The 24846-nt window shown below is 39.4% G+C and carries 39 protein-coding genes and 1 pseudogene; 1 reads left to right on the top strand and 39 read right to left on the bottom strand.

Annotated features, from left to right (window positions below):
* The first annotated feature begins 115 nt into the window (after positions 1-115).
* Positions 116-1273 carry a glycosyltransferase family 4 protein gene (locus tag JCM9140_RS09290; protein ID WP_034745278.1) on the top strand — a complete coding sequence of 386 codons (1158 nt, stop codon included), beginning with the start codon at positions 116-118 and terminating at the stop codon, positions 1271-1273.
* A 50-nt stretch (positions 1274-1323) separates the two neighbouring features.
* On the opposite strand, the gene JCM9140_RS09285 is transcribed toward JCM9140_RS09290, so the two are convergent.
* The 39 genes and pseudogenes from JCM9140_RS09285 to rpsJ all read right to left on the bottom strand — a co-directional run bounded on the left by JCM9140_RS09285 (position 1324) and on the right by rpsJ (position 24525).
* Positions 1324-3573 carry an MASE3 domain-containing protein gene (locus tag JCM9140_RS09285; RefSeq protein ID WP_162232190.1) on the bottom strand — a complete coding sequence of 750 codons (2250 nt, stop codon included), beginning with the start codon at positions 3571-3573 and terminating at the stop codon, positions 1324-1326.
* Positions 3574-3708: 135 nt separating this feature from the next.
* On the bottom strand, positions 3709-4791 hold the full coding sequence (locus JCM9140_RS09280; RefSeq protein WP_034745274.1) for a YheC/YheD family endospore coat-associated protein: 1083 nt from the start codon (positions 4789-4791) through the stop codon (positions 3709-3711).
* A gap of 193 nt (positions 4792-4984) precedes the next feature.
* A complete protein-coding gene (rpsI, locus tag JCM9140_RS09275) occupies positions 4985-5377 on the bottom strand; it encodes a 30S ribosomal protein S9 (RefSeq protein ID WP_034745272.1) in 393 nt (130 codons plus the stop codon).
* Positions 5378-5396: 19 nt separating this feature from the next.
* Complete coding sequence (rplM, locus tag JCM9140_RS09270; protein ID WP_034745270.1) at positions 5397-5834, bottom strand: 50S ribosomal protein L13; 438 nt, start codon at positions 5832-5834, stop codon at positions 5397-5399.
* Between the two features lie 199 nt (positions 5835-6033).
* Positions 6034-6798: a tRNA pseudouridine(38-40) synthase TruA gene (truA, locus tag JCM9140_RS09265; RefSeq protein WP_034745267.1), complete on the bottom strand. Its 765-nt coding sequence runs from the start codon at positions 6796-6798 to the stop codon at positions 6034-6036.
* A gap of 13 nt (positions 6799-6811) precedes the next feature.
* Complete coding sequence (locus JCM9140_RS09260) at positions 6812-7612, bottom strand: energy-coupling factor transporter transmembrane component T family protein (RefSeq protein ID WP_034745265.1); 801 nt, start codon at positions 7610-7612, stop codon at positions 6812-6814.
* A gap of 4 nt (positions 7613-7616) precedes the next feature.
* On the bottom strand, positions 7617-8477 hold the full coding sequence (locus tag JCM9140_RS09255; RefSeq protein WP_034745263.1) for an energy-coupling factor ABC transporter ATP-binding protein: 861 nt from the start codon (positions 8475-8477) through the stop codon (positions 7617-7619).
* Complete coding sequence (locus tag JCM9140_RS09250; RefSeq protein WP_034745261.1) at positions 8453-9289, bottom strand: energy-coupling factor transporter ATPase; 837 nt, start codon at positions 9287-9289, stop codon at positions 8453-8455. Before JCM9140_RS09250 ends, JCM9140_RS09255 begins: the two co-directional genes overlap by 25 nt.
* 113 nt (positions 9290-9402) lie before the next feature.
* The gene (gene rplQ, locus JCM9140_RS09245) at positions 9403-9765 is read right to left on the bottom strand and encodes a 50S ribosomal protein L17 (protein WP_034631456.1); all 363 of its coding nucleotides are present in this window, start codon (positions 9763-9765) and stop codon (positions 9403-9405) included.
* Between the two features lie 80 nt (positions 9766-9845).
* Complete coding sequence (locus tag JCM9140_RS09240) at positions 9846-10790, bottom strand: DNA-directed RNA polymerase subunit alpha (protein WP_034745258.1); 945 nt, start codon at positions 10788-10790, stop codon at positions 9846-9848.
* Positions 10791-10956: 166 nt separating this feature from the next.
* Complete coding sequence (rpsK, locus tag JCM9140_RS09235; RefSeq protein WP_034745256.1) at positions 10957-11349, bottom strand: 30S ribosomal protein S11; 393 nt, start codon at positions 11347-11349, stop codon at positions 10957-10959.
* 20 nt (positions 11350-11369) lie between these two features.
* A complete protein-coding gene (rpsM, locus tag JCM9140_RS09230) occupies positions 11370-11735 on the bottom strand; it encodes a 30S ribosomal protein S13 (RefSeq protein ID WP_034745254.1) in 366 nt (121 codons plus the stop codon).
* 20 nt (positions 11736-11755) lie between these two features.
* Complete coding sequence (rpmJ, locus tag JCM9140_RS09225; protein ID WP_003322638.1) at positions 11756-11869, bottom strand: 50S ribosomal protein L36; 114 nt, start codon at positions 11867-11869, stop codon at positions 11756-11758.
* 99 nt (positions 11870-11968) lie between these two features.
* Positions 11969-12187: a translation initiation factor IF-1 gene (gene infA / locus JCM9140_RS09220; RefSeq protein ID WP_010896341.1), complete on the bottom strand. Its 219-nt coding sequence runs from the start codon at positions 12185-12187 to the stop codon at positions 11969-11971.
* A gap of 4 nt (positions 12188-12191) precedes the next feature.
* Positions 12192-12500, bottom strand: a complete 309-nt coding sequence (locus tag JCM9140_RS09215) for a KOW domain-containing RNA-binding protein (RefSeq protein ID WP_034745250.1) — start codon at positions 12498-12500, stop codon at positions 12192-12194.
* A 19-nt stretch (positions 12501-12519) separates the two neighbouring features.
* Positions 12520-13266, bottom strand: a complete 747-nt coding sequence (gene map / locus JCM9140_RS09210) for a type I methionyl aminopeptidase (protein WP_034745248.1) — start codon at positions 13264-13266, stop codon at positions 12520-12522.
* Positions 13263-13916 carry an adenylate kinase gene (locus JCM9140_RS09205; protein WP_034745246.1) on the bottom strand — a complete coding sequence of 218 codons (654 nt, stop codon included), beginning with the start codon at positions 13914-13916 and terminating at the stop codon, positions 13263-13265. The genes map and JCM9140_RS09205 overlap by 4 nt, the downstream gene beginning before the upstream one ends.
* A gap of 78 nt (positions 13917-13994) precedes the next feature.
* Positions 13995-15284, bottom strand: coding sequence for a preprotein translocase subunit SecY (secY, locus tag JCM9140_RS09200; protein ID WP_034745244.1), 1290 nt, complete (start codon positions 15282-15284; stop codon positions 13995-13997).
* Positions 15284-15724, bottom strand: coding sequence for a 50S ribosomal protein L15 (gene rplO, locus JCM9140_RS09195; RefSeq protein WP_034745242.1), 441 nt, complete (start codon positions 15722-15724; stop codon positions 15284-15286). The genes secY and rplO overlap by 1 nt, the downstream gene beginning before the upstream one ends.
* 32 nt (positions 15725-15756) lie before the next feature.
* Positions 15757-15945 (bottom strand): 50S ribosomal protein L30, encoded by a 189-nt coding sequence (rpmD, locus tag JCM9140_RS09190; protein ID WP_034745240.1) that lies wholly within the window; start codon positions 15943-15945, stop codon positions 15757-15759.
* Positions 15946-15958: 13 nt separating this feature from the next.
* Positions 15959-16459 (bottom strand): 30S ribosomal protein S5, encoded by a 501-nt coding sequence (rpsE, locus tag JCM9140_RS09185; protein WP_034631472.1) that lies wholly within the window; start codon positions 16457-16459, stop codon positions 15959-15961.
* A 21-nt stretch (positions 16460-16480) separates the two neighbouring features.
* Positions 16481-16839, bottom strand: a pseudogene (gene rplR / locus JCM9140_RS09180) (50S ribosomal protein L18).
* A gap of 30 nt (positions 16840-16869) precedes the next feature.
* Positions 16870-17406: a 50S ribosomal protein L6 gene (rplF, locus tag JCM9140_RS09175; RefSeq protein ID WP_034745236.1), complete on the bottom strand. Its 537-nt coding sequence runs from the start codon at positions 17404-17406 to the stop codon at positions 16870-16872.
* Between the two features lie 33 nt (positions 17407-17439).
* Entirely contained in the window at positions 17440-17838 is a 399-nt protein-coding gene (gene rpsH, locus JCM9140_RS09170) for a 30S ribosomal protein S8 (RefSeq protein WP_034745234.1), read from the bottom strand.
* Between the two features lie 29 nt (positions 17839-17867).
* Positions 17868-18053, bottom strand: a complete 186-nt coding sequence (locus JCM9140_RS09165; RefSeq protein WP_012957149.1) for a type Z 30S ribosomal protein S14 — start codon at positions 18051-18053, stop codon at positions 17868-17870.
* A gap of 30 nt (positions 18054-18083) precedes the next feature.
* Positions 18084-18623, bottom strand: a complete 540-nt coding sequence (gene rplE / locus JCM9140_RS09160; RefSeq protein WP_034745230.1) for a 50S ribosomal protein L5 — start codon at positions 18621-18623, stop codon at positions 18084-18086.
* A gap of 27 nt (positions 18624-18650) precedes the next feature.
* On the bottom strand, positions 18651-18962 hold the full coding sequence (gene rplX / locus JCM9140_RS09155; protein WP_034745290.1) for a 50S ribosomal protein L24: 312 nt from the start codon (positions 18960-18962) through the stop codon (positions 18651-18653).
* A 48-nt stretch (positions 18963-19010) separates the two neighbouring features.
* The gene (gene rplN, locus JCM9140_RS09150; RefSeq protein ID WP_034631482.1) at positions 19011-19379 is read right to left on the bottom strand and encodes a 50S ribosomal protein L14; all 369 of its coding nucleotides are present in this window, start codon (positions 19377-19379) and stop codon (positions 19011-19013) included.
* A gap of 33 nt (positions 19380-19412) precedes the next feature.
* Positions 19413-19673, bottom strand: a complete 261-nt coding sequence (gene rpsQ, locus JCM9140_RS09145) for a 30S ribosomal protein S17 (RefSeq protein WP_034745228.1) — start codon at positions 19671-19673, stop codon at positions 19413-19415.
* 17 nt (positions 19674-19690) lie between these two features.
* Positions 19691-19894 carry a 50S ribosomal protein L29 gene (rpmC, locus tag JCM9140_RS09140; protein WP_003322618.1) on the bottom strand — a complete coding sequence of 68 codons (204 nt, stop codon included), beginning with the start codon at positions 19892-19894 and terminating at the stop codon, positions 19691-19693.
* Positions 19884-20318 carry a 50S ribosomal protein L16 gene (rplP, locus tag JCM9140_RS09135; protein WP_034745225.1) on the bottom strand — a complete coding sequence of 145 codons (435 nt, stop codon included), beginning with the start codon at positions 20316-20318 and terminating at the stop codon, positions 19884-19886. Before rplP ends, rpmC begins: the two co-directional genes overlap by 11 nt.
* Positions 20319-20320: 2 nt before the next feature.
* Positions 20321-20980, bottom strand: a complete 660-nt coding sequence (gene rpsC / locus JCM9140_RS09130) for a 30S ribosomal protein S3 (protein WP_034745223.1) — start codon at positions 20978-20980, stop codon at positions 20321-20323.
* A 3-nt stretch (positions 20981-20983) separates the two neighbouring features.
* Complete coding sequence (gene rplV / locus JCM9140_RS09125) at positions 20984-21325, bottom strand: 50S ribosomal protein L22 (protein WP_034745221.1); 342 nt, start codon at positions 21323-21325, stop codon at positions 20984-20986.
* A 28-nt stretch (positions 21326-21353) separates the two neighbouring features.
* The gene (gene rpsS / locus JCM9140_RS09120) at positions 21354-21638 is read right to left on the bottom strand and encodes a 30S ribosomal protein S19 (protein ID WP_034745219.1); all 285 of its coding nucleotides are present in this window, start codon (positions 21636-21638) and stop codon (positions 21354-21356) included.
* Positions 21639-21696: 58 nt separating this feature from the next.
* On the bottom strand, positions 21697-22527 hold the full coding sequence (gene rplB, locus JCM9140_RS09115; protein WP_034745217.1) for a 50S ribosomal protein L2: 831 nt from the start codon (positions 22525-22527) through the stop codon (positions 21697-21699).
* A gap of 28 nt (positions 22528-22555) precedes the next feature.
* A complete protein-coding gene (gene rplW, locus JCM9140_RS09110) occupies positions 22556-22846 on the bottom strand; it encodes a 50S ribosomal protein L23 (protein ID WP_034745215.1) in 291 nt (96 codons plus the stop codon).
* Positions 22846-23469, bottom strand: a complete 624-nt coding sequence (rplD, locus tag JCM9140_RS09105; RefSeq protein ID WP_034745213.1) for a 50S ribosomal protein L4 — start codon at positions 23467-23469, stop codon at positions 22846-22848. The genes rplW and rplD overlap by 1 nt, the downstream gene beginning before the upstream one ends.
* Positions 23470-23494: 25 nt before the next feature.
* Positions 23495-24124 carry a 50S ribosomal protein L3 gene (gene rplC / locus JCM9140_RS09100; protein ID WP_034745211.1) on the bottom strand — a complete coding sequence of 210 codons (630 nt, stop codon included), beginning with the start codon at positions 24122-24124 and terminating at the stop codon, positions 23495-23497.
* 92 nt (positions 24125-24216) lie between these two features.
* Entirely contained in the window at positions 24217-24525 is a 309-nt protein-coding gene (gene rpsJ / locus JCM9140_RS09095) for a 30S ribosomal protein S10 (protein WP_017729599.1), read from the bottom strand.
* Positions 24526-24846: the final 321 nt, after the last annotated feature.

Here is a 24846-nt window from a genome sequence, read left to right as displayed (position 1 = left end):
TACTATATTTATGTAAAGAATGATTGTTCGCAACGGTTATTTACTAAATAGTGTTACAAACAAAAATAAATTGAATAGACTAAAGCAACCTTTGTTATTAAAGGAGAGAATGTCTATGCATCAACACCCTAGAGTAGCTATTGTTACTCCTGGAACCCACCCTATACCAGACCCAAAATCCACTTCTGTTGAAACCGTTGTGGATGAAATCACAACTAGACTACAGAACGATGTGGATTGTTTCATCTTCGGAAGAAAATCAAGGAAGCATCCTACGTTTGAAGAAATTGGCCAACTTTCTTATTTTCGTTTTCCTTATAAAGGTGCCGACTCTTATTTGGAAGCTGTCATTGATAAATTGCATGAGGTAAATCCAGACATCATTCAAATAGAAAATCGTCCTAAATACATTTCCAAAGTGCGAAAAGCTTTTCCGAATAAGCAGATATGGCTTTTTGTTCATTCCACTGTTTTTATGAAGCGGAATAGAATTTCAAGAAAAAACTTAATCGAAAGCATAGAAGCAGCTAACAAGGTAATCGTAAACAGTCATTTTATTAAAGAGTACGTTATAACTCAAACAAACTGTGATCAAGAAAAAGTAATTGTCAATCACCTGGGAATTGATGTGAATCAATTCGAATCAAAGTGGTCTAGTTCGTTGCAAAAGAACATATTAAGTTTCAAACAAACACTTGGGGTTGAGAACAAAAAGATTATTCTTTATATCGGAAGGTTAAAAGAATCGAAGGGCGTGCATCATCTAGTAAATGTGTTCCCAAATATAATAAAAAAAGAACAGGAAGCCGTTCTATTCGTTGTAGGAAGTGCCTTTTTCGGAATCAACCAAGAAACCAAATACGTAAAAGAACTCCACAAGTCTGCCGAACCACTTGGGGAATCCGTTCGCTTCATTCCCTATGTTCCACACGATGAAATTCAAAAGTGGTTTCAAATTGCTGATATTATTGTTGTTCCCTCCAAAGCAGAACCTTTTGGCCTTGTAAACATTGAAGCAATGGCAACTGGAGCCACTGTTATTGCCACTAACTCAGGAGGAATACCAGAAATTATAGCAGATGGTAAGAATGGATTGTTACTAAACCCTTCAACCTTAGAGGAAGACCTTACAAATACCCTCCTAGATTTGCTATCAAAACCTACCCGAATAAAAAAACTCGGAAAAAGAGCGATCCAACATGTTCATGCCCACTTCACCTGGGAACACTCAGCAAAGCGAATGTTAAAGTTATATGAAACATACCGAAGCTAAAGAAAATGGCGCCCCAACTATATGTTGGACGCCACTCTAACCTTTTATATTTAGTATCGTTCAAATGTGAGAGGCAATTCAATCGTCATCGTAGTCCCAACATTCGTTTCACTTTTAATATGTAGTGTCCCTTGATGAGATTCAATTATTTTCTTACTCACCATTAATCCTAAACCGGTCCCCTTTTCCTTCAATGTATAGAAAGGCTCTCCTAGCTTTGAAATTAGATTCTCTGGTATTCCACAACCTTGGTCTGTAATGGAAATCCTCACACAGTCCTCGACTATTGATAAGTCAGTAGTAATTGTTCCAGCTTTGTTCATTGCTTCCATCGCATTTTTATAAATATTGATTAATACTTGTTGTAACTGGTGCTTATCACAATAAAGAGAAGGTATATTTTCCTGAATAAATGTTTTCATTTCTATTGATTGCAGAAGTGCTTGTGGATTGAGAAAATGGATGACATCTTCCGTAACGCTTTGAATATCCTCCATTTGATAGCTACTAACTTGGGGTTTCGCCACAACCATGAATTCATTCGTAATCATTTCCAATCGCACAATTTCATTTTGCATAATGGTGACATACGGTATATTACTTCCATTATCCTCTAATTCAATCAGTTGTAAAAACCCTTTAATGGTCGTTAACGGATTTCTAATTTCATGAGCGAATCCAGCTGCAAGCTCTCCGACTACTGACAGCTTCTCTGACTTACGTAACAATTCCTCAGTTCGAATCAATTTTGTTATGTCCACTACATTCCCAATGACTTCAATAACTTGATCCTCTTGCTTAATTGGCTTTAACGTAACATGAAAAACGGAATTCTCTCCATCCTCAAATTGAAACTCCACTCCTTCTCCATCCCAAGCTTTTTTGTTCTGCACATCAAACATCTCTTTATCAAAATCAGATGTTGAAATAGGGTGAAATTCTTGAACTGATCGACCTACTACTAGCTCAGGTATTCTCCCGTCTTTTCTAAACAACTTCCCATCAATCAATGAGTAAAGGAATTGCTCTTCTTCTTTTTTAAATTTAAAGATGACTCCTTGATATTGCTCAAGTGTTTCTTGCAACTCTCTTCTAGCTTTTTGAAGCTCTCTATCTGCTCTTTGTTGTTCAGAAATATCTCTCATAATAACAGAACATAAAAATTCATGATCTTTATCCTTCATAGGAGATATCGTCATACTTACATCAATCATCGTTAAATCTTTTCTTTGTCTAATCGTTTTGAAATTAACAACCGATCTCCCAGCACGCAACTCCTTATAAACATAACTGAACTCATCTTTTCGTTTTAAGGGGATAAGTTCACCTATTTCTAACATGTCATCGTTCGTATAGCCGAACATTTTTTTAAACGCAGGATTTGTGCGAACAACTTTTCTCGTACTTAAGTTACAAACTAAAATGGCATCCTCTGTATGATCAAACAGTAAATCCAATTCATGCTCAACCTCATGCAATTTCTCTTCCGTTCTTTTTTTGCTTTCAAACGGTACTTTTATATTGGCATAGTAAAATGCTTTCATGATGAAAAAATATCCACAAACTTTAAAAACGTGTCCAACAATAACTGTGAAATCATAAACCGTTGAAAACACGGTTAGTGTTAATCCACAAAGAATTAAGAAGTAACAAGCTCGCAACAAATTTAAATGAAAGAGCGTTCTCGTTTTTTTATATTCTTTCCAAATTGTAAGAATAGCTATCACATGTAAGAAGGCTATAAAATATTCTATTCCGTTCTTTAAAGGTGTTGGCCCTACATCAGTAAGCAACAAGGGCAGCTGATCGATGAATTGTAGAATTAGATAAGGAAAACAAATGGAAATCACAAAAGTAGCTAATACCCATATAAACGTTTCTCTACCATTTTTCACAGGTGAATGTAACCTAAGGAACAGGATTCCTAGTATTAAAACCAAAGCTTCCGTTAACCGAGCTGCTAACCAAAACCAAGCTGTCGTTTGAAGGTGGTCTGCAATGGCAAACGGCATACCTGGGTAAGAAAATGTATGGAAAATATCTAAAATGGCTACAACCAAAAAGGCAAGTGACACGAGCAATAACAATCTAGATTTTGAATAGGGGAATGTTAACCATCCATACAGAAAAATAGAAAATGAGATCCCAATACTAATAAGTTCAAATACAGTATGTACAAATAAGTGATCCGCTAGATGATAAAGATTCGTTTCAATTCCCTGAAAGAACACTAATAAAAATAAGAATATTCCAACTGCAACGAGCAGAATTGAATTTCTTTCACTTTTTTCAAATTGCAATGGTTTCACCTCAAACTCTTGTTATCCACCCATTATAGCATTCCCTAAATGGCAAACCTTCTCATATAGTAAAAATCTAACATAAAAAAAATAAAAGCTCTCATAATGAGAGCCTTTCAGCAAACCAGATATGAGCTATTCTCCGTTATCCGTTTTTAGCAATGATACACCATAACCAATGGGTGTGAAAAATGTATTTTTCCAAGTTTCCTTCATACCGGCATTCCGAAAAGTTACACGTATATCGCGTCCGTTGCATTCAATAAACATCGGAAAACCATCTTTCGTTAATCCTATGTCAATTCCTAAATCAGCCATGCCAGGGTATTCTTTTTCAATTGTTTTAGCTGCTTTTTTAGCAAAAGATTTAATAGCTTTAGTTACTTGGATTAAATCAAGTGAATCTTCCAATAACATATCTAGCGGATACGTATTACCACCTTGAGCAACGTTTGTTATAAAATTACCTTCATTGGCTACTTTTCCAACTATCCCACTTACCTGCCATTTCCCTTTTTCATTTTTTTGACAAGAAACTCTAAGGTCATAGACGTTGTCCTCATATTCTGATAATGGTATATATTCTTGGACCACATAAGAAGTTGCTCTTAGATTCTTTTTTAAGATGTCTGGAATTTCCTTTTCAAATAAGACAAAAATTCTGCCCTTTTCTTTTTTACTATAAAGGTTTAATTCATATTTACTGCCCTTTGTCTCAATCTTCATTAGACCATTTCCTAAGCTACCACTGTTTGGTTTAATAATTACCTTTTTGTGTTTTTGTAGCATCTCTAATATTGTTACTTCTGAAGCTTTATGTGTTTCTGGAAGATGCTTACGTAATGCACGTTGTTTCATTAAAACTTGATGAATATCTAATTTCTTAAAGCGATTCCAGGAATTATAGATTAGTTTCCCTTCCTTTATTAAACGATCCATCTTCATTTTGGCGTTTTTAGAAAACTGCAGCGCTCGATTATGAATAACAGTTGGAGTAGGCATTGTGCGTATTTGATATTTACCATTACTCCCTTTTACATAGGCACTAATCTCATTTTGATCAGGCTCCACATCACTGAATCGAAAATAACAAGGAGTCACACCAAAGTGATTTCCCGCTTCCTCATAGAAATCTATTTCCTCATAACCTGTTCGACCAGCTTTAATTCCTTTATAGACAGCTTCATCTACCATAATGCCAATATATTGAGTACTCAAATTTCACACTCCTTATACCTGAACTTTTTTTATGATATGAATAAAAAGAAAGACCGTGTAGGCAAGAAGAAAAGAATTAGGGTTTTTGAAAATGATGTCAGTCTTTGGTAAGAGGTACATATTTTCACTTGAAATAAAATGGTCCAACAAAAAAAGGACTCGTATCCAAATGGATACGAGTCCTCCAAGCATATTAACGTTTTGAGAACTGAGGTGCACGACGTGCTGCTTTAAGACCGTATTTCTTACGCTCTTTCGCACGTGCATCACGAGTTAAGAATCCTGCAGTTTTAAGAGCAGGACGGTTGTCAGGATCTACTTGAAGTAGAGCACGAGCAACACCATGACGGATAGCGCCCGCTTGTCCTGTGTAACCTCCACCATCAACGTTTACGTTTACGTCATATTGACCTTCAACGCCAACTTCAACAAGTGGTTGCTTAACGATAAGCTTTAATGTTTCAAGGTTGAAATATTCATCTAATTCGCGACCGTTAATAACGATACGGCCATCACCTGGTAATAGGCGTACGCGAGCAACAGAGTGCTTACGGCGACCTGTACCATAATATTGTACTTGTGCCAAAATAATACCCTCCTATCGATTAACCGCGAAGCGTGTAAGCTTCTGGTTTTTGAGCTTGATGTTTGTGTTCAGGTCCTGCATATACATGAAGCTTCATGCCTTGTGCGCGTCCAAGAGTGTTCTTTGGAAGCATTCCTTTAATTGCAAGCTCAAGCATACGCTCAGGCTTGTTAGCACGCATGTCAGCTGCTCTTGTTGCTTTTAAACCACCTGGGTGATTTGTGTGACGGTAGTAAATTTTGTCATTTAATTTATTACCAGTTAATTCGATTTTCTCAGCGTTGATGATGATTACATGATCACCCGTGTCAACGTGTGGTGTAAAAGTTGGCTTGTTTTTACCACGTAGGATAGAAGCTACTTCTGAAGCTAAACGACCAAGCGTTTGACCTTCAGCGTCTACTACATACCACTTACGCTCAACTTCGTTTGGCTTTGCCATATATGTTGTACGCATGAATTTCCCTCCTAAAGAAACGATCACTTTCGTATTTTCAAAATAAAAAAACTTTTTTCAAAAACCAATGTCTAATGTAACATTCCGAACCCGGGGCTAGTGGGTTTTGGAATTACCATCTAACATCATATAATATTCAAAACCCAATGTCAACAAAATGTTACACTAGGCCTCGTTGTTATATTACTTTTTTTTAGAATTAATAGCTATCACTAAAAATTTCCGACTCATACGATACTTTCCAAAGAAATAATCCACTGCCCGGAGCGGTTTTTCCAGCAATTGTCCGGTCCTTAGCTGCTAAAATGTTTGCTAGTTCTTCCACATCTCTTTTACCAGCTCCAATTTCCAACAATGTCCCAACGATAATGCGTACCATGTTATACAAAAATCCACTTCCAACTAACGTAAATATGAGCTCATCACGATCGTAATCAATTGATACTTCATATAACGTTCGAACTTTATCTACGACACTTGTATTAGCTGCACAAAATGAAGAAAAGTCATACGTACCGATAAGGGCCTCGGCTGCCTTTTTCATTTTGGCTATGGACAGTTCATAGGAAACAAGATGAGTGACGTTTCTCCTAAAAACATCTCCATCAGGACGAAGCAAAACGCGGTAGCGATATTCTTTTTTTACAGCGTGATATCGTGAATGGAAGTCGTCAGCTACAATACTTGCCTCCATTATACGAATATCAGCTGGTAAACAAGCATTTAGTGCTTTTGGCCAACGTTCGGCTGGTATCGTTAAGGTTGTGTCAAAATGAACCACTTGACCCCTAGCGTGGACACTCGTATCTGTTCGACCTGAGGAATGAATGCGGAGCTTAGCCCCTTTATGAATTCGGGAAAGAGCCTTTTCCATTTCGTCTTGAATCGTTCGCCCATTCGGTTGAGTTTGATATCCTGAAAAGTTCGTTCCTTCATACGCCACCCATAAAGCTACCCGTGTCACCTAATCATCCCTTTCATATGAAACGTAATAGTACAATTGCTATACCAAAACCAATACAAAATAAAATAGAGACCGTATCTCTCCAGTGCCATAGGAGAATCCTATACTTCGTTCTTCCCTCGCCCCCACGGTACCCACGAGACTCCATCGCAAGTGCTAACTCCTCAGCCCGGTGAAACGCGCTAATGAACAAAGGTACTAACAAGGGCAAAAGCGCCTTCATACGTTGTCCAATTGGTCCCGTCGTGAAATCCACACCTCTAGCCATTTGGGCTTTCATAATCTTTTCTGTCTCTTGCATGAGTGTTGGAATAAATCGTAAGGAGATTGACATCATTAAAGCAAGTTCGTGAGCAGGTAACCCGACTTTTTTTAATGGTGTAAATAAGCTTTCTAAACCATCCGTTAAATCAATTGGTCGTGTTGTTAACGTAACCAACGAAGTTAACAAAATAATGGTTAGCAACCGAATTGCAATATTAACGGCTTGTCTTAAACCCTCTTCGTATACAGTGAAAATACTAATTTGATAAAGAACATTTCCTTCTCTATTTAATAATAGCTGTAAAATAAACGTAAATAGGACTAACCAAAGGATTGGACGTATCCCTTTAAATAGAAAAGAAAGCGACACATTTGATAAGAAAACCATCGCAATGGTAAAAAGGATAATAGCTACATTCGTGAGCCAATTCGTTGATAGAAAAATAATGATGACTAATAAAAAGACATTTATTAATTTGGAACGTGGATCTAAGCGATGCAGTAATGAAGAAGTAGATACATATTGTCCGATAATGACATTTTGTAGCATTAATCTACTCTCCTTTTAAAACATTTCCTAAGAAATGAGCAGTCTCTTTCATTTCAAAACTCATGGGTACCTCATGCAAATGAAAACGCTCTTGGAAGTTATGAAGAAAACGAACAGACTTTGGAACATCAAGACCAATCTCATTCAAACGTTGCGCATGTTCAAAAATAAGCTCACGTCCACCAACCATCTCCACTCTACCTTCATGGAAAACGATGATCTGATCTGCATATTTAGCTGCATCTTCCATGTGATGAGTAACTAACACCGTTGTTGTCTTATTCCTTTGATGGTACTCATAAAAAAGACTCATCATTTGCTGTCGGCCTTCTGGATCGAGACTAGCAGCTGGTTCATCTAACACTAGAACAGAAGGCTCAATAGCAAGTACTCCAGCTATTGCAACTCTACGCATTTGACCACCACTTAATTGAAAAGGAGAACTCGCTAAAACTTCTTCCTCTAATCCTACTAATGGCAAAAGCTCCTTTGCTCTTCTACTAGCTTTCTCCTTTGGTAAACCAAAATTTATCGGTCCAAAACAAATATCTTTTTCTACGGTTTCTTCAAAAAGCTGATGCTCTGGATATTGAAACACTAATCCAACCTCTTTACGTAGTTCTCGTACATCTTGCTTCTTCTTTCCAGCTTTCATTTCAAAGGAACCTACCTTAACGGAGCCAGCAGATGGGCGCAAAAGTCCATTAATATGTTGAATAAACGTCGATTTTCCCGAGCCGGTATGACCAATAACAGCGGTAAAAGAACCTGAAGGGATCGTAATGGATAAATCCTTTAAAGCGACCTTTTCAAAAGGTGTACCTTGCATGTATCGATATTCTACTTCGCTGAATACAATGTCCATAGTTCCTCGATCAACTCCTCTTCTGTTAAACAGGTCTTAGAGAACGTAAGACCCTGCATTCTCAGCTCATCCTGCAATTCTGTTGCAAAAGGAAGAGAGAGTCCTAAAGCTCGAACCTCATCTAATTGAGAAAAGATGTCTTGTGGTGTTCCCTCTAGTGCGAGTTTTCCTTTATGAAAGAGAAACATACGACTTGCTAAAACCGCTTCATCCATATCATGAGTAATTGAAATGATCGTCATTCCTCTTTGATGAAGCATTTGAATGGTTTCCATTACTTCTTTCCGACCAATAGGATCTAACATGGAGGTGGCTTCGTCCAAGACAATTACCTCTGGTTCCATTGCCATAATTCCAGCAATTGCAACCCGTTGCTTTTGTCCACCGGATAAGCGATGAGGCTCCGACTCTAATAAGCTAGAAATGCCAATTAAGGAAGCATATTTTTCAATACGCTCTTCCATTTCCTCACGATTTAGTCCTAAATTTTCGAGACCAAACGCAATATCATCTCTTACAGAAGTGGCCACAAATTGGTGGTCTGGATTTTGAAACACCATACCAACCTTTTTACGGATCAACCAAATATCATGTTCATCTGTCGTTGGTAAGCCTGAAACGAGAACCGTTCCTTCCTTAGGGAGGTGCAAACCATTTAACAGACGACCGAAAGTTGACTTACCAGATCCATTTCGGCCAAGGACAGATATCCATTCATTTTTTTGAATGGATACACTTACCTCTGAGATCGCCAATTCACTTGTTTGTTCGTACTGATAGGAAACGTTATCTAATGAAATGACAGTGGACATATTCTCACCTCAGAAAAATGAGACAAACAAAAAAGGGCCCAGAGTCAGAGCATACGTGCTCAGATCTGATTTGCCCTTTGTCGCCTCATCTATTCACTCATGTATCAAATTAATTATACAAGCTCGATAATAACCATAGGTGCACCGTCACCACGACGAGGACCCATTTTAAGAATACGTGTATAACCACCTTGACGCTCTTCATAACGAGTTGCAATATCAGAGAAAAGTTTTTGGATAGCGTCTTCGCCAGTCTCTTCGTTTGCTACTTCTCTACGAATGAAAGCAGCAGCTTGACGACGTGCGTGTAAATCACCACGCTTACCAAGTGTAATCATTTTCTCAACGATTGAACGAAGCTCTTTTGCTTTCGCTTCAGTTGTTTCAATACGCTCGTTAATGATAAGATCAGTTGCTAAATCACGGAATAGAGCCTTACGACCAGCGCTATCACGACCTAATTTTGCGTATGCCATGTTCGTTTCCCTCCTTTGTTACCTGCTCGAAAAGCGAGCAATGCTATATATGAATCTAATAGAAAAGTTGAGGGTAAGATCTAATCTTCTTTACGAAGGCCTAGACCAAGTTCTCCAAGCTTTTCTTGAACTTCTTCTAATGACTTGCGACCAAGGTTACGAACTTTCATCATGTCTTCTTCAGACTTATGAGTTAATTCTTGAACCGTATTAATACCCGCACGCTTCAAACAGTTGTAAGAACGAACCGATAGATCAAGTTCTTCAATGGTCATCTCTAGAACTTTCTCTTTTTGATCCTCTTCTTTTTCAACCATAATTTCAGCATGTTGAGCTTGGTCTGTCATACCAACAAAAATGTTTAAATGCTCAGTTAAGATTTTAGCACCTAAAGAAACAGCTTCTTCAGGACGGATGCTTCCGTCAGTCCAGACATCAAGAGTTAGTTTGTCATAGTTGGTTACTTGACCGACGCGTGTATTCTCAACTTGATAATTTACGCGAGAAACTGGCGTATAAATCGAATCAATCGGAAGAACTCCAATTGGTTGATCGTCATTCTTGTTACCTTCAGCTAATACGTAACCACGACCACGTTTCGCAACAAGACGCATACGAAGGTGTGCACCTTTTGCTAACGTTGCAATGTGAAGATCTGGATTAAGAACTTCAACATCACTGTCATGAGTTAAGTCATTTGCTGTCACAACTCCCTCACCTTGGAAGTCGATTTCTAGGGTTTTCTCTTCATCAGAGTAAATTTTTAGAGCAAGCTTCTTGAGATTCAAAATGATTGTCGTAACATCCTCTACAACCCCTTCGATTGTCGAAAACTCATGTAAGACAGAATCAATTTGAACCGAAGTTACAGCAGCGCCTGGTAAAGAGGAAAGAAGAATGCGACGTAAGGAGTTACCTAACGTGGTACCATACCCACGTTCCAATGGTTCAATTACAAATTTTCCATACTTTGCGTCTTCACTTACTTCAACCGCTTCAATATTTGGCTTCTCAATTTCTATCATAAACAAACCCTCCTTCAAAACGTCGAACTCCGGTAGACTGCAAGGATTGCCTAACCGGATAACCAGTAGGCAATTCCTCAAGCTTTACACCAATTTTGCCAACAGGACCGATATCGCTCTATCCAGTATTGACAAATTAGGAAAATCTATACAAAGATTATTTCCGTTATACTCTACGACGTTTTGGTGGGCGACAACCATTATGAGGAACTGGAGTAACATCTTTAATCATGTTCACTTCAAGACCTACAGCTTGTAAAGAACGGATTGCCGCTTCACGACCAGCACCAGGTCCCTTAACAGAAACTTCTACAACCTTCATGCCGTGCTCCATAGCTGTTTTACCAGCTGTTTCAGCTGCCATTTGAGCAGCAAATGGAGTAGATTTACGAGAACCTTTGAATCCTAATCCACCAGCACTTGCCCAAGAAATTGTATTACCATGCGTATCAGTAATTGTCACGATCGTGTTGTTAAATGTTGAACGAATGTGAGCAATACCAGCTTCAACATTTTTACGTTGACGACGCTTTGGACGAGTATTCGTTTTCTTAGCCATTTTTTATGCGACCTCCTTTACTACTTTTTCTTATTTGCTACTGTACGACGAGGACCTTTGCGCGTACGAGCATTGTTTTTAGAATTTTGTCCACGAACTGGTAATCCACGACGGTGGCGAATACCACGGTATGAACCAATTTCAATTAGACGTTTAATGTTTAGTGAAACTTCACGACGAAGGTCACCTTCTACGCTGTAGCCTTCTACTGCTTCACGAATACGTCCTAATTCTTCTTCTGTTAGATCACGAACGCGAGTATCTTCAGATACACCAGCCTTCGCTAGAATTTCAGACGACTTAGCTTTGCCGATTCCAAAAACATACGTTAGTCCGATAACTACGCGTTTGTCACGAGGAATATCGACGCCTGCAACACGTGCCATGTGCAGCACCTCCTTATTAGTTAACCTTGTTTTTGCTTATGCTTAGGGTTTTCACAAATAACCATAACCGTCCCTTTACGACGGATAACTTTACACTTTTCACAAATAGGCTTGACTGATGGTCTTACCTTCATTTTTTTTACCTCCTATATGGTACGGAGTGCACCGATTTATTAAAATCAGTGTAAAGCAGGATAACCACTGATTATCTTGCTAGTCGCTCTCGCAACGTATTATTTATAACGATATGTGATTCGTCCACGAGTTAAGTCATAAGGTGACAATTCAACTGTAACCTTATCACCAGGCAAAATACGAATGAAGTGCATACGGATCTTACCAGATACGTGGGCTAAAATCTTATGACCATTTTCCAATTCAACACGAAACATTGCATTAGGAAGAGGTTCAATGACTGTACCTTCTACCTCAATTACATCTTCTTTAGCCATGGGCTCACTCTCCTTCCTTCAGTAAATCAGAATATTGTTCCAAAAAATTCGTTAGCGCATAACGTAATTTCCCATTTGTAACACGTCCTGTTTCAATAAAGCTGCTTTTCACTTCATCGGCGATGTAATCTATTAAATCAAGGTGATTAATGTTCTTTTTTTTCATACGGTCAACTTTACGTTTATCACCATCAGCAACCTTCACAAAACGATCATCGATGATTTCAACAATAATTCCTAATTGACCTTGATCACGGCCCTTCGTAATGATCACGATTTGACCAATCTCCGGAGATAAACCAGAGTCTTGCATAAACATCATCACCTACATTTTAAACTTTCGTTAAGATTTCAAAACCTGAATCAGTAATTGCGATTGTATGCTCAAAGTGTGCACAATTCTCCTTATCAACTGTAACAACTGTCCAGTTATCAGCAAGAGTTCGTACATAACGTGTGCCAGCATTAATCATCGGTTCGATCGCTAATACCATTCCTGGCTTAAGTCTTGGACCTTTACCAGGAGGGCCATAATGCGGAATTTGTGGATCTTCATGCAAGTTTTGCCCAACTCCGTGTCCGACATACTCACGGACCACAGAATAACCTAAAGGCTCCACATATGATTGAATCGCATGTGATATATCTGACAAACGATTACCAGGTTTGGCAAATTCCAATCCTTTAAATAGAGATGTCTCAGTTGCATCAAGTAAATCTTGATCAGCCTTTGAAATCTCCCCAACCGCATATGTCCATGCAGAGTCACCATGATAGCCATTATAGTAAGCTCCGATGTCAATACTAATGACATCACCATCTTTAAGCACGCGCTTCCCAGGAATTCCGTGTACCAATTCCTCATTTACCGAAGCACAGATGCTGCCTGTAAACCCATTATAGCCTTTGAATGAGGGTGTTGCACCATGTGACCGGATCACCTTTTCTGCAATCTCATCCAACTCTATTGTCGATATGCCAGGCTTAATATGCTCTTTTAACGCTTGATGCGTCAAAGCTACAATCTTACCCGCCTCGCGCATAATTTCTATTTCTCGTTCCGTCTTACAAATGATCATGCATGAAGTCCTTTCAATAACTGATCGATATCTTCAAACACTTTATCTATATCTTGATCCCCATTAATATCACGCAAGTACCCTTTTTCAGAGTAGAAGTCTACTAAAGGTTTTGCTTGCTTTTGGTTTACTTCAAGACGTTTTTTAACAGTTTCTGGCTTGTCATCATCACGTTGAATGAGTTCTTTACCATCAACATCACAAATGCCTTCAACCTTTGGTGGGTTGAAAATAACGTGATACGTTTTACCAGACGTAGGTGATACACGACGGCCTGTTAAACGATCCATCAATAATTGTTCTGGAACAGTAACGTTTAGAACATAATCGATTTTACGCTCCATAGACTCAAGTAATTGCTCTAACGCTTCAGCTTGAGCTACAGTACGAGGGAAACCATCTAAAAGGAAACCATCTTTGCAATCATCCTCTGATAATCTTTCACGCACGATTCCAATCGTTACTTCATCAGGAACAAGCTCACCAGCATCCATAAAAGACTTCGCTTTTACACCTAGTTCTGTTTGACCTTTGATTGCAGCACGAAACATATCACCAGTTGAAATGTGAGGAATGCCATACTGCTCAACAATTTTCTCAGCTTGAGTACCTTTACCAGCGCCAGGTAAACCCATTAAAATTAGATTCATACTAATCTCCCTCCATCGCTCCGATTTTAACAACAGAAGGCGAACGGGAAGAAACTAAGGCTTCCCTGATCCCCTTTTTTACTTAATAAAACCTTTATAAGAACGTTTAATTAGTTGACTTTCAATTTGCTTCATCGTGTCTAATGCTACACCAACAACGATTAATAATCCAGTACCACCAATTTGAACAGCAGGTGGTAAATCCATCAATCTTGTGAAAAAGACAGGAATAATGGAGACAATAGCAAGAAAAAGTGCACCAACAAACGTTAATCGATATAAAATGCGTGTTAAGTAAGTCTGTGTTGTCTTACCGGGACGAATGCCTGGAATGTAGCCACCTTGCTTTTTAAGGTTGTCAGCCATTTTCTCCGGATTAACTTGAATGAACGTATAGAAATACGTAAACCCAATAATAAGAAGTGCATAAACGACCATACCAATTGGTTGAGTGTAATCAAACACTCTCGTTACCCAAGCTGCAATATCGTTATCTCCAAAAAAACCAGCGACGGTCGGAGGAAAGATAAATAGTGATAGAGCGAAAATGACCGGGATAACACCAGCCGCATTTACCTTTAAAGGTAAGTGCGTTGATTGACCGCCTACAGGGCTACGCCCAACAAGACGTTTAGCATATTGCACAGGAACTTTTCTTAGTGCTTGTTGAACAAAGATAACCACCACAATAATGGCTAATACAGCAAGAGCAATCAGAAGAACTGTCACAATACTTAAGAAAAGTTGTTCACCAGCACCTTCGATTTGTGTAGCGTAAATTTGGTTAATTCCATTAGGAATCCCAGCAGCAATACCTGCAAAGATAATAATGGAAATTCCGTTTCCTACGCCTTTAGCTGTAATTTGTTCCCCTAACCACATTAAGAAAGCTGTTCCAGCCGTTAAAACTAAAGCAATAAATAAGTAAGTTGGAACACTAGGATTTGGTATTAATCCTGGAAACAAAGAGTTAAAACCAATAGACATTCCCAACGCTTGAATAAAACCTAAAACAATTGTTCCATAACGGGTAAACTGAGCTAATTTACGTCGACCAGCTTCCCCTTCCTTTGCCCATTCTGCAAATTTAGGTACGACATCCATTTGTAGCAACTGCACCACAATGGAAGCAGTGATATATGGCATAATACCCATTGCAAAAATCGAAAAGTTCCCTAAAGCTCCTCCACCAAACGTATTTAAAAACCCAAATGCATTTGCTTGATCGTGAAAATTAAGAACATCCTTGTTCGCTCCTGGAACAGGAATAAAACTTCCGATACGAAAAACAATGAGCATAAGGAGGGTGAATATAACCTTTTGGCGTAAATCACCCACGCGCATAATGTTGGAGATAGTCCGGAACATTAAATCACCTCAGTTTTTCCGCCAGCAGCTTCGATAGCTTCTACTGCAGACGCTGAAAACTTATGTGCTTTAACCGTTAAGTTTTTCTCAAGTTTACCATTACCTAGAATTTTAATTCCAACCTTTACGTTCTTCACAGTTCCAGTTTCAATAAGTAGTTCAGGTGTAACCTCAGTACCCGCATCAAAACGGTTAAGTGTATCAAGGTTTACAACTGTAAACTCCTTACGAGTTGGATTTGTGAAGCCGCGTTTCGGCAGACGACGGTATAAAGGGTTTTGACCACCCTCAAAACCTGGACGTACTCCACCACCAGAACGAGCATTTTGACCTTTATGTCCTTTTCCTACTGTTTTTCCATTACCAGAACCGATTCCGCGACCTACACGGTTACGTACTTTACGTGATCCTTCTGCAGGCTTCAACTCATGAAGTTTCATGTCGACACCTCCTCGTATCTAAAAATTATCAATTAAGCTTCGATTTCTTTCACAGTTACAAGGTGAGATACCTTGTTTACCATACCGCGAATCGCAGCGTTATCTTGTTGAACTACTGTTTGGTGCATCTTACGTAATCCAAGAGTGTTCACAGTAACGCGTTGGTCTTCCGGGCGCCCGATAAGACTACGAGTGAGGGTAATTTCTAATTGCTTAGCCATTTACTTTCCCTCCTTATCCTAACAGTTCTTCCACGGATTTGCCGCGTAGTTTAGCAACCTCTTCAGCACGTTTTAAACCTTTAAGACCTTCCATAGTTGCACGAACCATGTTGATCGGGTTATTTGAACCAAGAGATTTAGAAAGAATATCACCGATACCAGCTAATTCAAGTACCGCACGAACTGGTCCACCTGCGATAATTCCTGTACCTTCTGAAGCATTTTTTAGTAGGACGCGTCCTGCACCAAAATGTCCAACAATCTCATGTGGGATTGTCGTTCCAACAACAGGTACTTCAATAAGATTTTTCTTTGCATCTTCTACAGCCTTACGGATCGCTTCTGGTACTTCTTGAGCTTTACCCATTCCGAATCCAACGTGGCCATTTTTATCGCCAACTACAACCAATGCAGCAAAGCGGAAACGACGTCCACCTTTTACTACTTTCGCTACACGATTGACAGCTACTACTTTTTCTTCAAGTTCCAACGTATTAGGGTCAATACGACGCATTCGTTTTCCCTCCTTTTTTTCTTAGAATTGCAAGCCAGCTTCACGAGCTGCATCTGCAAGTGTTGCAACACGTCCGTGATATAAATAACCACCACGGTCAAATACAACTACTTTATGTCCATTTTCAATCGCGCGTTTTGCTACGAGTTCACCTACAAGTTTTGCCGCATCTGTTTTCGTCGCATCTGCAGCTACTTCAGAATCAAGAGTAGATGCAGAAGCAAGTGTAACACCATTTACATCATCAATTAATTGAGCGTAAATATGTTAGATGAACGGAAAACGTTTAGACGAGGACGTTCAGGTGTTCCTGTAATCGCACGACGAACATGTGCATGTCGCTTCTTACGAGCTACGTTTTTATTACGCTTCGTAATCATTGAACGTCATTCCTTTCCGTGAGTTAGTGATTATTTACCAGTCTTACCTTCTTTACGACGAATATATTCGCCTTCATAACGGATACCTTTACCTTTGTACGGCTCAGGTAAACGAACAGAACGGATGTTAGATGCTAGTGCACCTACACGCTCCTTATCAATTCCTTTAACAGTTACCTTCGTATTTGAAGGAACTTCGATTTCGATTCCTTCTTCAGGAACGATTTCAACCGGATGAGAGTAACCAACGTTAAGAACAAGTTTCTGACCTGACTTAGTAGCACGGTAACCGACACCGACAAGTTCAAGTGAACGTTCAAAACCTTTTGTTACACCTTCAACCATGTTATTGATCAAGCTACGAGTTGTACCGTGAAGTGCACGGTGCTCCTTGTGTTCAGAAGGACGCTCAACAGTAACTTCTTTTTCTTCGATATTGATTTTCATATCTTCGTGAAGCTTACGCTTTAGTTCGCCTTTAGGACCTTTAACAGTCAATAACGTACCATCAAGTGTAATTGTAACTCCACTAGGGATTTCTACTGGCTTTTTACCAATACGAGACATTCTTTTGCACCTCCGTTCAATTCAAGGATTGTCTTACCAAACGTAAGCTAAAACTTCGCCACCAATTTGTTGTTGACGTGCATCCTTGTCTGTCATTACGCCTTTAGATGTTGAAACTAATGCGATACCTAGACCACCTAATACACGTGGAAGTTCGCCAGCTTTCGCGTAAACACGAAGACCTGGTTTACTAATACGCTTAAGTCCAGTAATTACACGCTCATTTGTAGCACCATATTTTAAGAAGATGCGGATTACACCTTGCTTGTTATCTTCAATATATTCAAAATCACGGATGAAACCTTCACGCTTAAGGATATCAGCGATTTCTTTCTTCACCTTAGAAGCAGGTAGTTCAAGCTTCTCGTGGTGAACCGTGTTAGCATTACGAATGCGAGTAAGCATATCTGCAATTGGATCTGTCATGACCATATTATTTTACCTCCTTCCCGTTCTTGGGATTACCAACTAGCTTTTTTCACACCAGGAATTTGCCCTTTGTGAGCAAGCTCTCTGAAGCAAATTCTGCAAAGTTTAAACTTACGTAATACTGAATGAGGACGACCGCAACGTTCACAGCGAGTATATTCTTGTACTTTATACTTCTGTGTGCGTTTTTGCTTTGCAATCATTGATTTCTTCGCCAACGTTTTCCCTCCTCTTCGAAACGACTTCGATTATTTTTGGAATGGCATTCCCATTTGAGTTAATAATTCACGAGCTTCTTCGTCCGTATTAGCAGTTGTAACAATAACAACATCCATACCACGAACTTTATCCACTTTATCGTAATCAATTTCAGGGAAGATCAATTGCTCTTTCACACCTAAAGTGTAGTTTCCACGACCGTCAAATGCTTTCTTAGAAACACCGCGGAAGTCACGTACACGTGGTAATGAAACAGAAATTAATTTATCAAGGAACTCATACATACGCTCGCCACGAAGTGTTACTTTCGCACCAATTGGCATACCTTCACGTAGTTTGAATCCAGCAATTGATTTTTTCGCCTTTGTTACTAAAGGCTTTTGACCTGTAATATCTTGTAATTCTTCAACTGCTTTATCAAGAGCCTTTGCGTTTGAAACAGCGTCACCAACACCCATGTTAACAACGATTTTTTCAAGCTTAGGAACTCCCATAACAGAAGAATAGTTGAACTTCTCTACTAGAGAAGGAACAATTTCACTTGTATACTTTTCTTTTAATCGACTCATACGATTGACCTCCTTTCACACTCTGGCTTACTTATCTAAAGATTCGCCAGACTTCTTAGCAATACGTACCTTTTTACCGTTCTCTTCTTTATAACCTACACGTGTAGGTTCACCAGACTTAGGATCGATAGGCATAACGTTTGAAGAATGAATTGGTGCTTCTTGGTTCAAGATTCCACCTTGTGGATTATCTTGAGAAGGTTTAGCATGCTTCTTCACGATGTTAACACCTTCAACAAGTACACGGTTCTTCTTCGGGAACGCCTCAAGGATTACACCTTGTTTCCCTTTGTCTTTTCCAGAGATGACCTTAACAGTGTCACCTTTTTTGACATGCATATTTGCCATGTTCGCACCTCCTTGACAGGGCCTTTCAATAATCTTCTATTAAAGAACTTCAGGAGCAAGAGACACAATCTTCATGAATTGATTTTCACGAAGTTCACGTGCAACTGGTCCAAAAATACGAGTACCACGTGGGCTCTTATCATCACGAATGATTACAGCAGCGTTTTCGTCAAATTTGATGTATGAACCGTCATTACGACGAGCACCGCTCTTTGTACGTACGATTACCGCACGGACAACATCACCTTTCTTGACAACGCCACCTGGTGTTGCTTGTTTTACCGAACAAACAATTACATCACCAATGTTAGCCGTTTTACGACCAGAACCACCTAAAACTTTGATACAAAGTACTTCACGAGCACCAGAGTTATCTGCAACTTTTAAACGGGATTCTTGTTGAATCATACAAACTTACCTCCCTTCAAAACCATTATTCTATTAGATAATAACCGCTTCTTCTACAATTGTAACTAAGCGGAAACGTTTGTCTTTAGAAAGCGGACGAGTTTCCATGATTTCAACGATATCACCAGTTTTAGCGCTATTGTTTTCATCATGTGCCTTAAACTTTTTAGAGTACTTTACACGTTTTCCGTAAAGACGATCTTTTTTGTAAGTTTCAACAAGAACAGTGATTGTTTTATCCATTTTATCAGAAACAACACGTCCTCTGTAAACTTTACGTTGGTTGCGTTCCATTTAAGCAAACCTCCTTTTTAGCCGTTGTTAATTCCAAGCTCACGTTCACGCAAAACAGTTTTTGCACGAGCGATTGCTTTACGAACTTCACGAATACGGGCTGGATTGTCTAATTGTCCAGTCGCTAGTTGAAAGCGAAGGTTGAACAACTCTTCTTTAAGTGATTTCGTCTTTTGCTCAATTTCAGCAGTGGTTAAGTTACGAATATCATTAGCTTTCATTTGCGTCACCACCCACTTCTTCGCGTTTTACAAACTTACATTTAACCGGTAATTTATGAGAAGCAAGACGTAACGCTTCACGGGCAACTTCTTCAGAAACACCAGAGATTTCAAACATAATCTTTCCAGGTTTGACAACTGCTACCCATCCTTCAGGAGCACCTTTACCAGAACCCATTCGAACTTCTAATGGCTTAGCTGTGTATGGCTTAGAAGGGAAGATTTTGATCCAAACCTTACCACCACGCTTCATGTAACGAGTCATTGCAATACGAGCAGATTCGATTTGACGGTTAGTAATCCAAGAAGCTTCTAAAGCTTGTAAACCGTACTCACCAAAATGTACTTCAGTACCGCCTTTCGCACGACCGCGCATATTTCCACGATGTTCGCGACGATATTTAACACGTTTAGGCATTAACATAATTAGTTGCCTCCTTCCTCTTTTTTCGTTCCTTTCGTTGGAAGGACTTCACCACGATAAATCCAGATTTTAATACCTAGCTTACCGTAAGTTGTATCAGCTTCAGCTGTACCATAATCGATATCAGCGCGAAGTGTGTGAAGTGGAACAGTTCCTTCGCTGTAATGTTCTGCACGAGCAATATCAGCGCCACCAAGACGACCAGAAACTTGAGTTTTGATACCTTTAGCACCAGAACGCATAGTACGTTGGATAGCTTGCTTCATCGCACGACGGAACGAAATACGATTTTCTAATTGACGAGCAATATTTTCTGCTACAAGTTTTGCATCTAAATCTGCTTGTTTGATTTCAAGGATGTTGATGTGAACTCTTTTGCCAGTTAAAGTATTAAGTGCTTTGCGTAACGCTTCAACTTCTGAACCGCCTTTTCCGATCACCATACCTGGCTTAGCAGTAGAAATTGTGATGTTAACACGGTTAGCAGCACGTTCGATTTCTACTTTAGACACAGATGCATCTTTTAAACGTTTTTCTACATACTCACGAATTTTAATATCTTCGTGTAATAAATCAGCGTAATCTTTATCAGCGTACCATTTTGACTCCCAGTCTTTAATAACGCCAACTCGAAGTCCAGTAGGATTAACTTTTTGACCCACGTCTTATCCCTCCTTCTTTTCAGTTACAACTAATGTAATGTGACTAGTACGTTTGTTAATTCGGCTCGCACGACCCATCGCACGTGGACGGAAACGTTTCAATGTTACACCTTCATCAACAAAAGCCTCACTAATTACAAGGTTGTTTGGCTCCATTTCATAGTTATGTTCAGCATTCGCAATTGCAGAGTTTAAAAGCTTTTCTACAACAGGAGAAGCAGCTTTAGGTGTGTGACGTAAAATCGCAACAGCTTCACCAACTTGCTTTCCACGAATCAAGTCTATAACTAAACGAACTTTACGAGGAGCAATACGAACTTGTTTTGCTACCGCTTTAGCTTGCATAGGATTGACCTCCTCTCATACTTACCTATTAACGTCTTGTTTTCTTATCATCAGCTGCGTGACCTTTATACGTACGAGTTGGTGCGAATTCACCTAGTTTGTGACCTACCATGTCCTCAGAAACGTAAACAGGTACGTGCTTACGGCCATCATAAACAGCGATTGTGTGACCGATAAACTCAGGGAAAATTGTTGAGCGACGTGACCAAGTTTTGATAACTCTCTTGTCCTTATCAGACCCTTCGTTCATTGCTTCAACCTTTTTCATCAAATGATCATCGACAAAAGGTCCCTTTTTTAAACTACGACCCATGAGAAAACCTCCCTTCGTGATTACCCACGGTTCTAATTAGAACCGTAGTGCAACCCCGTTATTTTTTACGACGACGTACAATATACTTATCAGATGCTTTGTTCTTCTTACGAGTCTTGTATCCAAGAGTTGGTTTACCCCATGGAGACATTGGTGACTTACGTCCGATTGGAGAACGACCTTCACCACCACCGTGTGGGTGATCGTTAGGGTTCATTACAGATCCACGAACAGTTGGACGCTTACCTAACCAACGTGAACGACCTGCTTTACCAATGTTTACAAGCTCATGCTCTAGGTTTCCAACTTGACCGATTGTTGCACGGCAAGTAGCTAAGATGTAACGAGTTTCGCCAGAGTTCAAACGAACTAAAACGTAGTCGCCTTCTTTACCTAAAAGTTGTGCTTCAGTACCAGCAGAACGAACTAATTGCCCGCCTTTACCTGGTTTAAGCTCGATATTGTGGATTACAGTACCTACAGGAATATTTTTAAGTGGTAATGCGTTACCTACTTTGATATCCGCTTCGGCGCCTGACTCAATCACCATATCAACTTTTAATCCTTTTGGTGCTAAGATGTAACGCTTTTCTCCATCAACATAGTTGATTAAAGCGATGTTCGCAGAACGGTTTGGATCATATTCGATCGTAGCAACGCGGCCTGGAATACCATCTTTATTACGTTTGAAGTCAATAACACGATATTGACGCTTGTGACCGCCACCTTGGTGACGAACAGTTAATTTACCTTGGTTGTTACGTCCGCCTTTTTTGTGTAAAGGTGCTAGTAACGATTTTTCCGGTTTATCCGTTGTGATTTCAGCAAAATCTAATACTGACATACCACGACGACCGGCACTGGTTGGTTTATACTTTTTAATCGCCATTTTCAGTTCCCTCCTTCTCTATTATTTTTTATACACCTTCAAAGAACTCAAGTTCTTTGCTCTCAGGTGATAAAGTTACGATCGCTTTTTTACGACGAGCAGTGTAACCCGTGTAACGACCAAAACGTTTAGATTTACCTTTGTAGTTCATTGTGTTTACTTTATCAACTTTCACTTCAAAGATTTCTTCAATCGCATCTTTGATTTGAGTTTTATTAGCACGTACATCAACTTCGAATGTATATCTCTTATCACTCATTAGATCTGTTGAACGTTCAGTAATCACAGGGCGCTTAATGATATCACGAGCGTTTGACATTACGCAAGCACCTCCTCTACCTTTTCAACGGCATCTTTCGTAATTACAAGTTTATCATGCTTAAGCACATCAAGCACACTTACTCCGTCAGCTGTAACAAATGTTACACCAGGTAAGTTACGTGCAGATAGAGCAACAGCTTCGTTGTAATCAGCAGTTACTACTAATGCTTTACGATCAGCAGATAGGCTAGAAAGAACTGCAGCCATTTCTTTTGTTTTCGGAGCGTCAAATGCTAAGTTATCAAGTACTACGATTTCCTCAGCTAGCACTTTACTAGAAAGAGCAGATTTGATCGCTAAACGACGAACCTTTTTAGGTAATTTGTAGCTGTAGCTTCTTGGTGTTGGACCAAAAACTACACCACCACCAACCCATTGTGGTGAACGGATCGACCCTTGACGTGCGCGACCAGTTCCCTTTTGACGCCATGGCTTACGACCACCACCACGTACTTCAGAACGTCCTTTTGTTTTATGTGTTCCTTGACGAAGAGATGCTTGTTGCATAACTACAGCGTCGTGAAGCACACTTTTATTAGGTTCAATTCCAAATACAGAATCATTTAATTCGATATCTCCAACTTGTGAACCTGTTTGGTTAAATAATGCTACTTTCGGCATGATGTGTCCTCCTTTCTTTCAATCTTTATTTTACTTTAACCGCACTTTGGATAGAAACATAGCTCTTCTTAGCTCCAGGGACATTTCCTTTTACTAATAGAAGATTGCGTTCTGTATCTACTTTTACGATTTCAAGATTTTGTACTGTGATTGTTTCTCCACCCATACGTCCAGGAAGTAATTTTCCTTTAAATACACGGTTTGGAGCAACTGGACCCATTGAACCTGGGCGACGGTGGTAACGAGAACCGTGAGACATTGGTCCGCGAGATTGGTTATGACGCTTAATAGCACCTTGGAAACCTTTCCCTTTTGATGTACCTGTAACGTCTACTACGTCACCTTCTGCAAATGTATCTACCTTAACTTCTTGACCTACTTCATACTCGTCAAGATTTACGTTACGGATTTCCTTGATGAAGCGCTTAGGAGCCGTGTTCGCTTTCGCAGCGTGGCCTTCAGCTGGCTTGTTTGTGTTTGCTTTCTTTTGGTCAGCAAATCCAACTTGGATTGCTTCATAACCGTCAGAGTCTACAGTTTTCTTTTGAAGAACCACGTTCGGCTCAGCTTCAATAACTGTTACTGGGATTACTTCACCATTTTCAGCAAAAATTTGAGTCATGCCAATTTTTCTACCTAAGATTCCTTTGGTCATCCGTTACACCTCCTATAAAAATCATATTTTTATGCCATTTTTCATATCATAATAATGAGCCTTTTGCTCATTAGTTTAGTTATTTGTAAGTACTAAAGCTTGATTTCGATATCGACACCAGATGGTAAATCCAAACGCATTAAAGCATCCACAGTTTGTGGTGTTGGATTCACAATATCAATCAAACGCTTGTGAGTACGCATTTCAAACTGCTCACGAGAATCTTTGTACTTGTGAACCGCACGAAGAATTGTGTATACAGATTTTTCAGTAGGTAACGGAATTGGACCCGAAACACTTGCACCTGAACGTTTTGCTGTTTCTACAATCTTTTCTGCAGATTGATCAAGGACTCTGTGATCATATGCTTTCAAACGAATGCGAATCTTTTGCTTTGCCATTATAGCCCCTCCTTTTTCGTCCATTTTATAAACAGACATACTCCGCGGAAATTTCCTACACCCTGCCATGGCAATGGGGCCGGGTGTGTCAGCAACCTTCCACATCATCGCTGCCAATGACCAACATTCCACATTATACACAAAAATAAAAACCAGTGCAAGTGGAAAACCTACGCTGATCACACTTTTTCTATTATATAGGCTCTTTACTTAAAAATCAACTTTTTTATGCATCTTATTTAATGAGTTTATGATAGAAAATGTTGTAAACTAGGATTTGACAAACTACTGGTTGAATAATTGATGCACGATAGTGATTAA

The sequence above is a fragment of the Halalkalibacter wakoensis JCM 9140 genome (assembly GCF_000513095.1).
Classification (GTDB): domain Bacteria; phylum Bacillota; class Bacilli; order Bacillales; family Bacillaceae_D; genus Halalkalibacter; species Halalkalibacter wakoensis.
The sequence above is the reverse complement of the archived record's forward strand: the minus strand, read 5'-3'. Positions and strand labels throughout refer to the sequence as shown.

What these genes read in the sequence shown, in the direction of transcription:
- JCM9140_RS09290 (WP_034745278.1), top strand. Translation starts at nt 116, where the DNA reads ATGCATCAACACCCTAGAGTAGCTATTGTTACTCCTGGAACCCACCCT.
- rplM (WP_034745270.1), bottom strand. Translation starts at nt 5,834, where the DNA reads ATGCGTACAACATATATGGCAAAGCCAAACGAAGTTGAGCGTAAGTGG.
- JCM9140_RS09260 (WP_034745265.1), bottom strand. Translation starts at nt 7,612, where the DNA reads ATGCTACAAAATGTCATTATCGGACAATATGTATCTACTTCTTCATTA.
- JCM9140_RS09255 (WP_034745263.1), bottom strand. Translation starts at nt 8,477, where the DNA reads ATGGACATTGTATTCAGCGAAGTAGAATATCGATACATGCAAGGTACA.
- JCM9140_RS09250 (WP_034745261.1), bottom strand. Translation starts at nt 9,289, where the DNA reads ATGTCCACTGTCATTTCATTAGATAACGTTTCCTATCAGTACGAACAA.
- rplQ (WP_034631456.1), bottom strand. Translation starts at nt 9,765, where the DNA reads ATGGCATACGCAAAATTAGGTCGTGATAGCGCTGGTCGTAAGGCTCTA.
- JCM9140_RS09240 (WP_034745258.1), bottom strand. Translation starts at nt 10,790, where the DNA reads ATGATAGAAATTGAGAAGCCAAATATTGAAGCGGTTGAAGTAAGTGAA.
- rpsK (WP_034745256.1), bottom strand. Translation starts at nt 11,349, where the DNA reads ATGGCTAAGAAAACGAATACTCGTCCAAAGCGTCGTCAACGTAAAAAT.
- rpsM (WP_034745254.1), bottom strand. Translation starts at nt 11,735, where the DNA reads ATGGCACGTGTTGCAGGCGTCGATATTCCTCGTGACAAACGCGTAGTT.
- rpmJ (WP_003322638.1), bottom strand. Translation starts at nt 11,869, where the DNA reads ATGAAGGTAAGACCATCAGTCAAGCCTATTTGTGAAAAGTGTAAAGTT.
- infA (WP_010896341.1), bottom strand. Translation starts at nt 12,187, where the DNA reads ATGGCTAAAGAAGATGTAATTGAGGTAGAAGGTACAGTCATTGAACCT.
- JCM9140_RS09215 (WP_034745250.1), bottom strand. Translation starts at nt 12,500, where the DNA reads ATGCAAGACTCTGGTTTATCTCCGGAGATTGGTCAAATCGTGATCATT.
- map (WP_034745248.1), bottom strand. Translation starts at nt 13,266, where the DNA reads ATGATCATTTGTAAGACGGAACGAGAAATAGAAATTATGCGCGAGGCG.
- JCM9140_RS09205 (WP_034745246.1), bottom strand. Translation starts at nt 13,916, where the DNA reads ATGAATCTAATTTTAATGGGTTTACCTGGCGCTGGTAAAGGTACTCAA.
- secY (WP_034745244.1), bottom strand. Translation starts at nt 15,284, where the DNA reads ATGTTCCGGACTATCTCCAACATTATGCGCGTGGGTGATTTACGCCAA.
- rplO (WP_034745242.1), bottom strand. Translation starts at nt 15,724, where the DNA reads ATGAAACTTCATGAGTTGAAGCCTGCAGAAGGATCACGTAAAGTACGT.
- rpmD (WP_034745240.1), bottom strand. Translation starts at nt 15,945, where the DNA reads ATGGCTAAGCAATTAGAAATTACCCTCACTCGTAGTCTTATCGGGCGC.
- rpsE (WP_034631472.1), bottom strand. Translation starts at nt 16,459, where the DNA reads ATGCGTCGTATTGACCCTAATACGTTGGAACTTGAAGAAAAAGTAGTA.
- rplF (WP_034745236.1), bottom strand. Translation starts at nt 17,406, where the DNA reads ATGTCTCGTATTGGTAAAAAGCCAGTAGAAATCCCTAGTGGAGTTACA.
- rpsH (WP_034745234.1), bottom strand. Translation starts at nt 17,838, where the DNA reads ATGGTCATGACAGATCCAATTGCAGATATGCTTACTCGCATTCGTAAT.
- rplE (WP_034745230.1), bottom strand. Translation starts at nt 18,623, where the DNA reads ATGAGTCGATTAAAAGAAAAGTATACAAGTGAAATTGTTCCTTCTCTA.
- rplX (WP_034745290.1), bottom strand. Translation starts at nt 18,962, where the DNA reads ATGCATGTCAAAAAAGGTGACACTGTTAAGGTCATCTCTGGAAAAGAC.
- rplN (WP_034631482.1), bottom strand. Translation starts at nt 19,379, where the DNA reads ATGATTCAACAAGAATCCCGTTTAAAAGTTGCAGATAACTCTGGTGCT.
- rpsQ (WP_034745228.1), bottom strand. Translation starts at nt 19,673, where the DNA reads ATGGAACGCAACCAACGTAAAGTTTACAGAGGACGTGTTGTTTCTGAT.
- rpmC (WP_003322618.1), bottom strand. Translation starts at nt 19,894, where the DNA reads ATGAAAGCTAATGATATTCGTAACTTAACCACTGCTGAAATTGAGCAA.
- rplP (WP_034745225.1), bottom strand. Translation starts at nt 20,318, where the DNA reads ATGTTAATGCCTAAACGTGTTAAATATCGTCGCGAACATCGTGGAAAT.
- rplV (WP_034745221.1), bottom strand. Translation starts at nt 21,325, where the DNA reads ATGCAAGCTAAAGCGGTAGCAAAACAAGTTCGTATTGCTCCTCGTAAA.
- rpsS (WP_034745219.1), bottom strand. Translation starts at nt 21,638, where the DNA reads ATGGGTCGTAGTTTAAAAAAGGGACCTTTTGTCGATGATCATTTGATG.
- rplB (WP_034745217.1), bottom strand. Translation starts at nt 22,527, where the DNA reads ATGGCGATTAAAAAGTATAAACCAACCAGTGCCGGTCGTCGTGGTATG.
- rplW (WP_034745215.1), bottom strand. Translation starts at nt 22,846, where the DNA reads ATGTCAAACGCTCGTGATATCATTAAGCGCCCTGTGATTACTGAACGT.
- rplD (WP_034745213.1), bottom strand. Translation starts at nt 23,469, where the DNA reads ATGCCGAAAGTAGCATTATTTAACCAAACAGGTTCACAAGTTGGAGAT.
- rplC (WP_034745211.1), bottom strand. Translation starts at nt 24,124, where the DNA reads ATGACCAAAGGAATCTTAGGTAGAAAAATTGGCATGACTCAAATTTTT.
- rpsJ (WP_017729599.1), bottom strand. Translation starts at nt 24,525, where the DNA reads ATGGCAAAGCAAAAGATTCGCATTCGTTTGAAAGCATATGATCACAGA.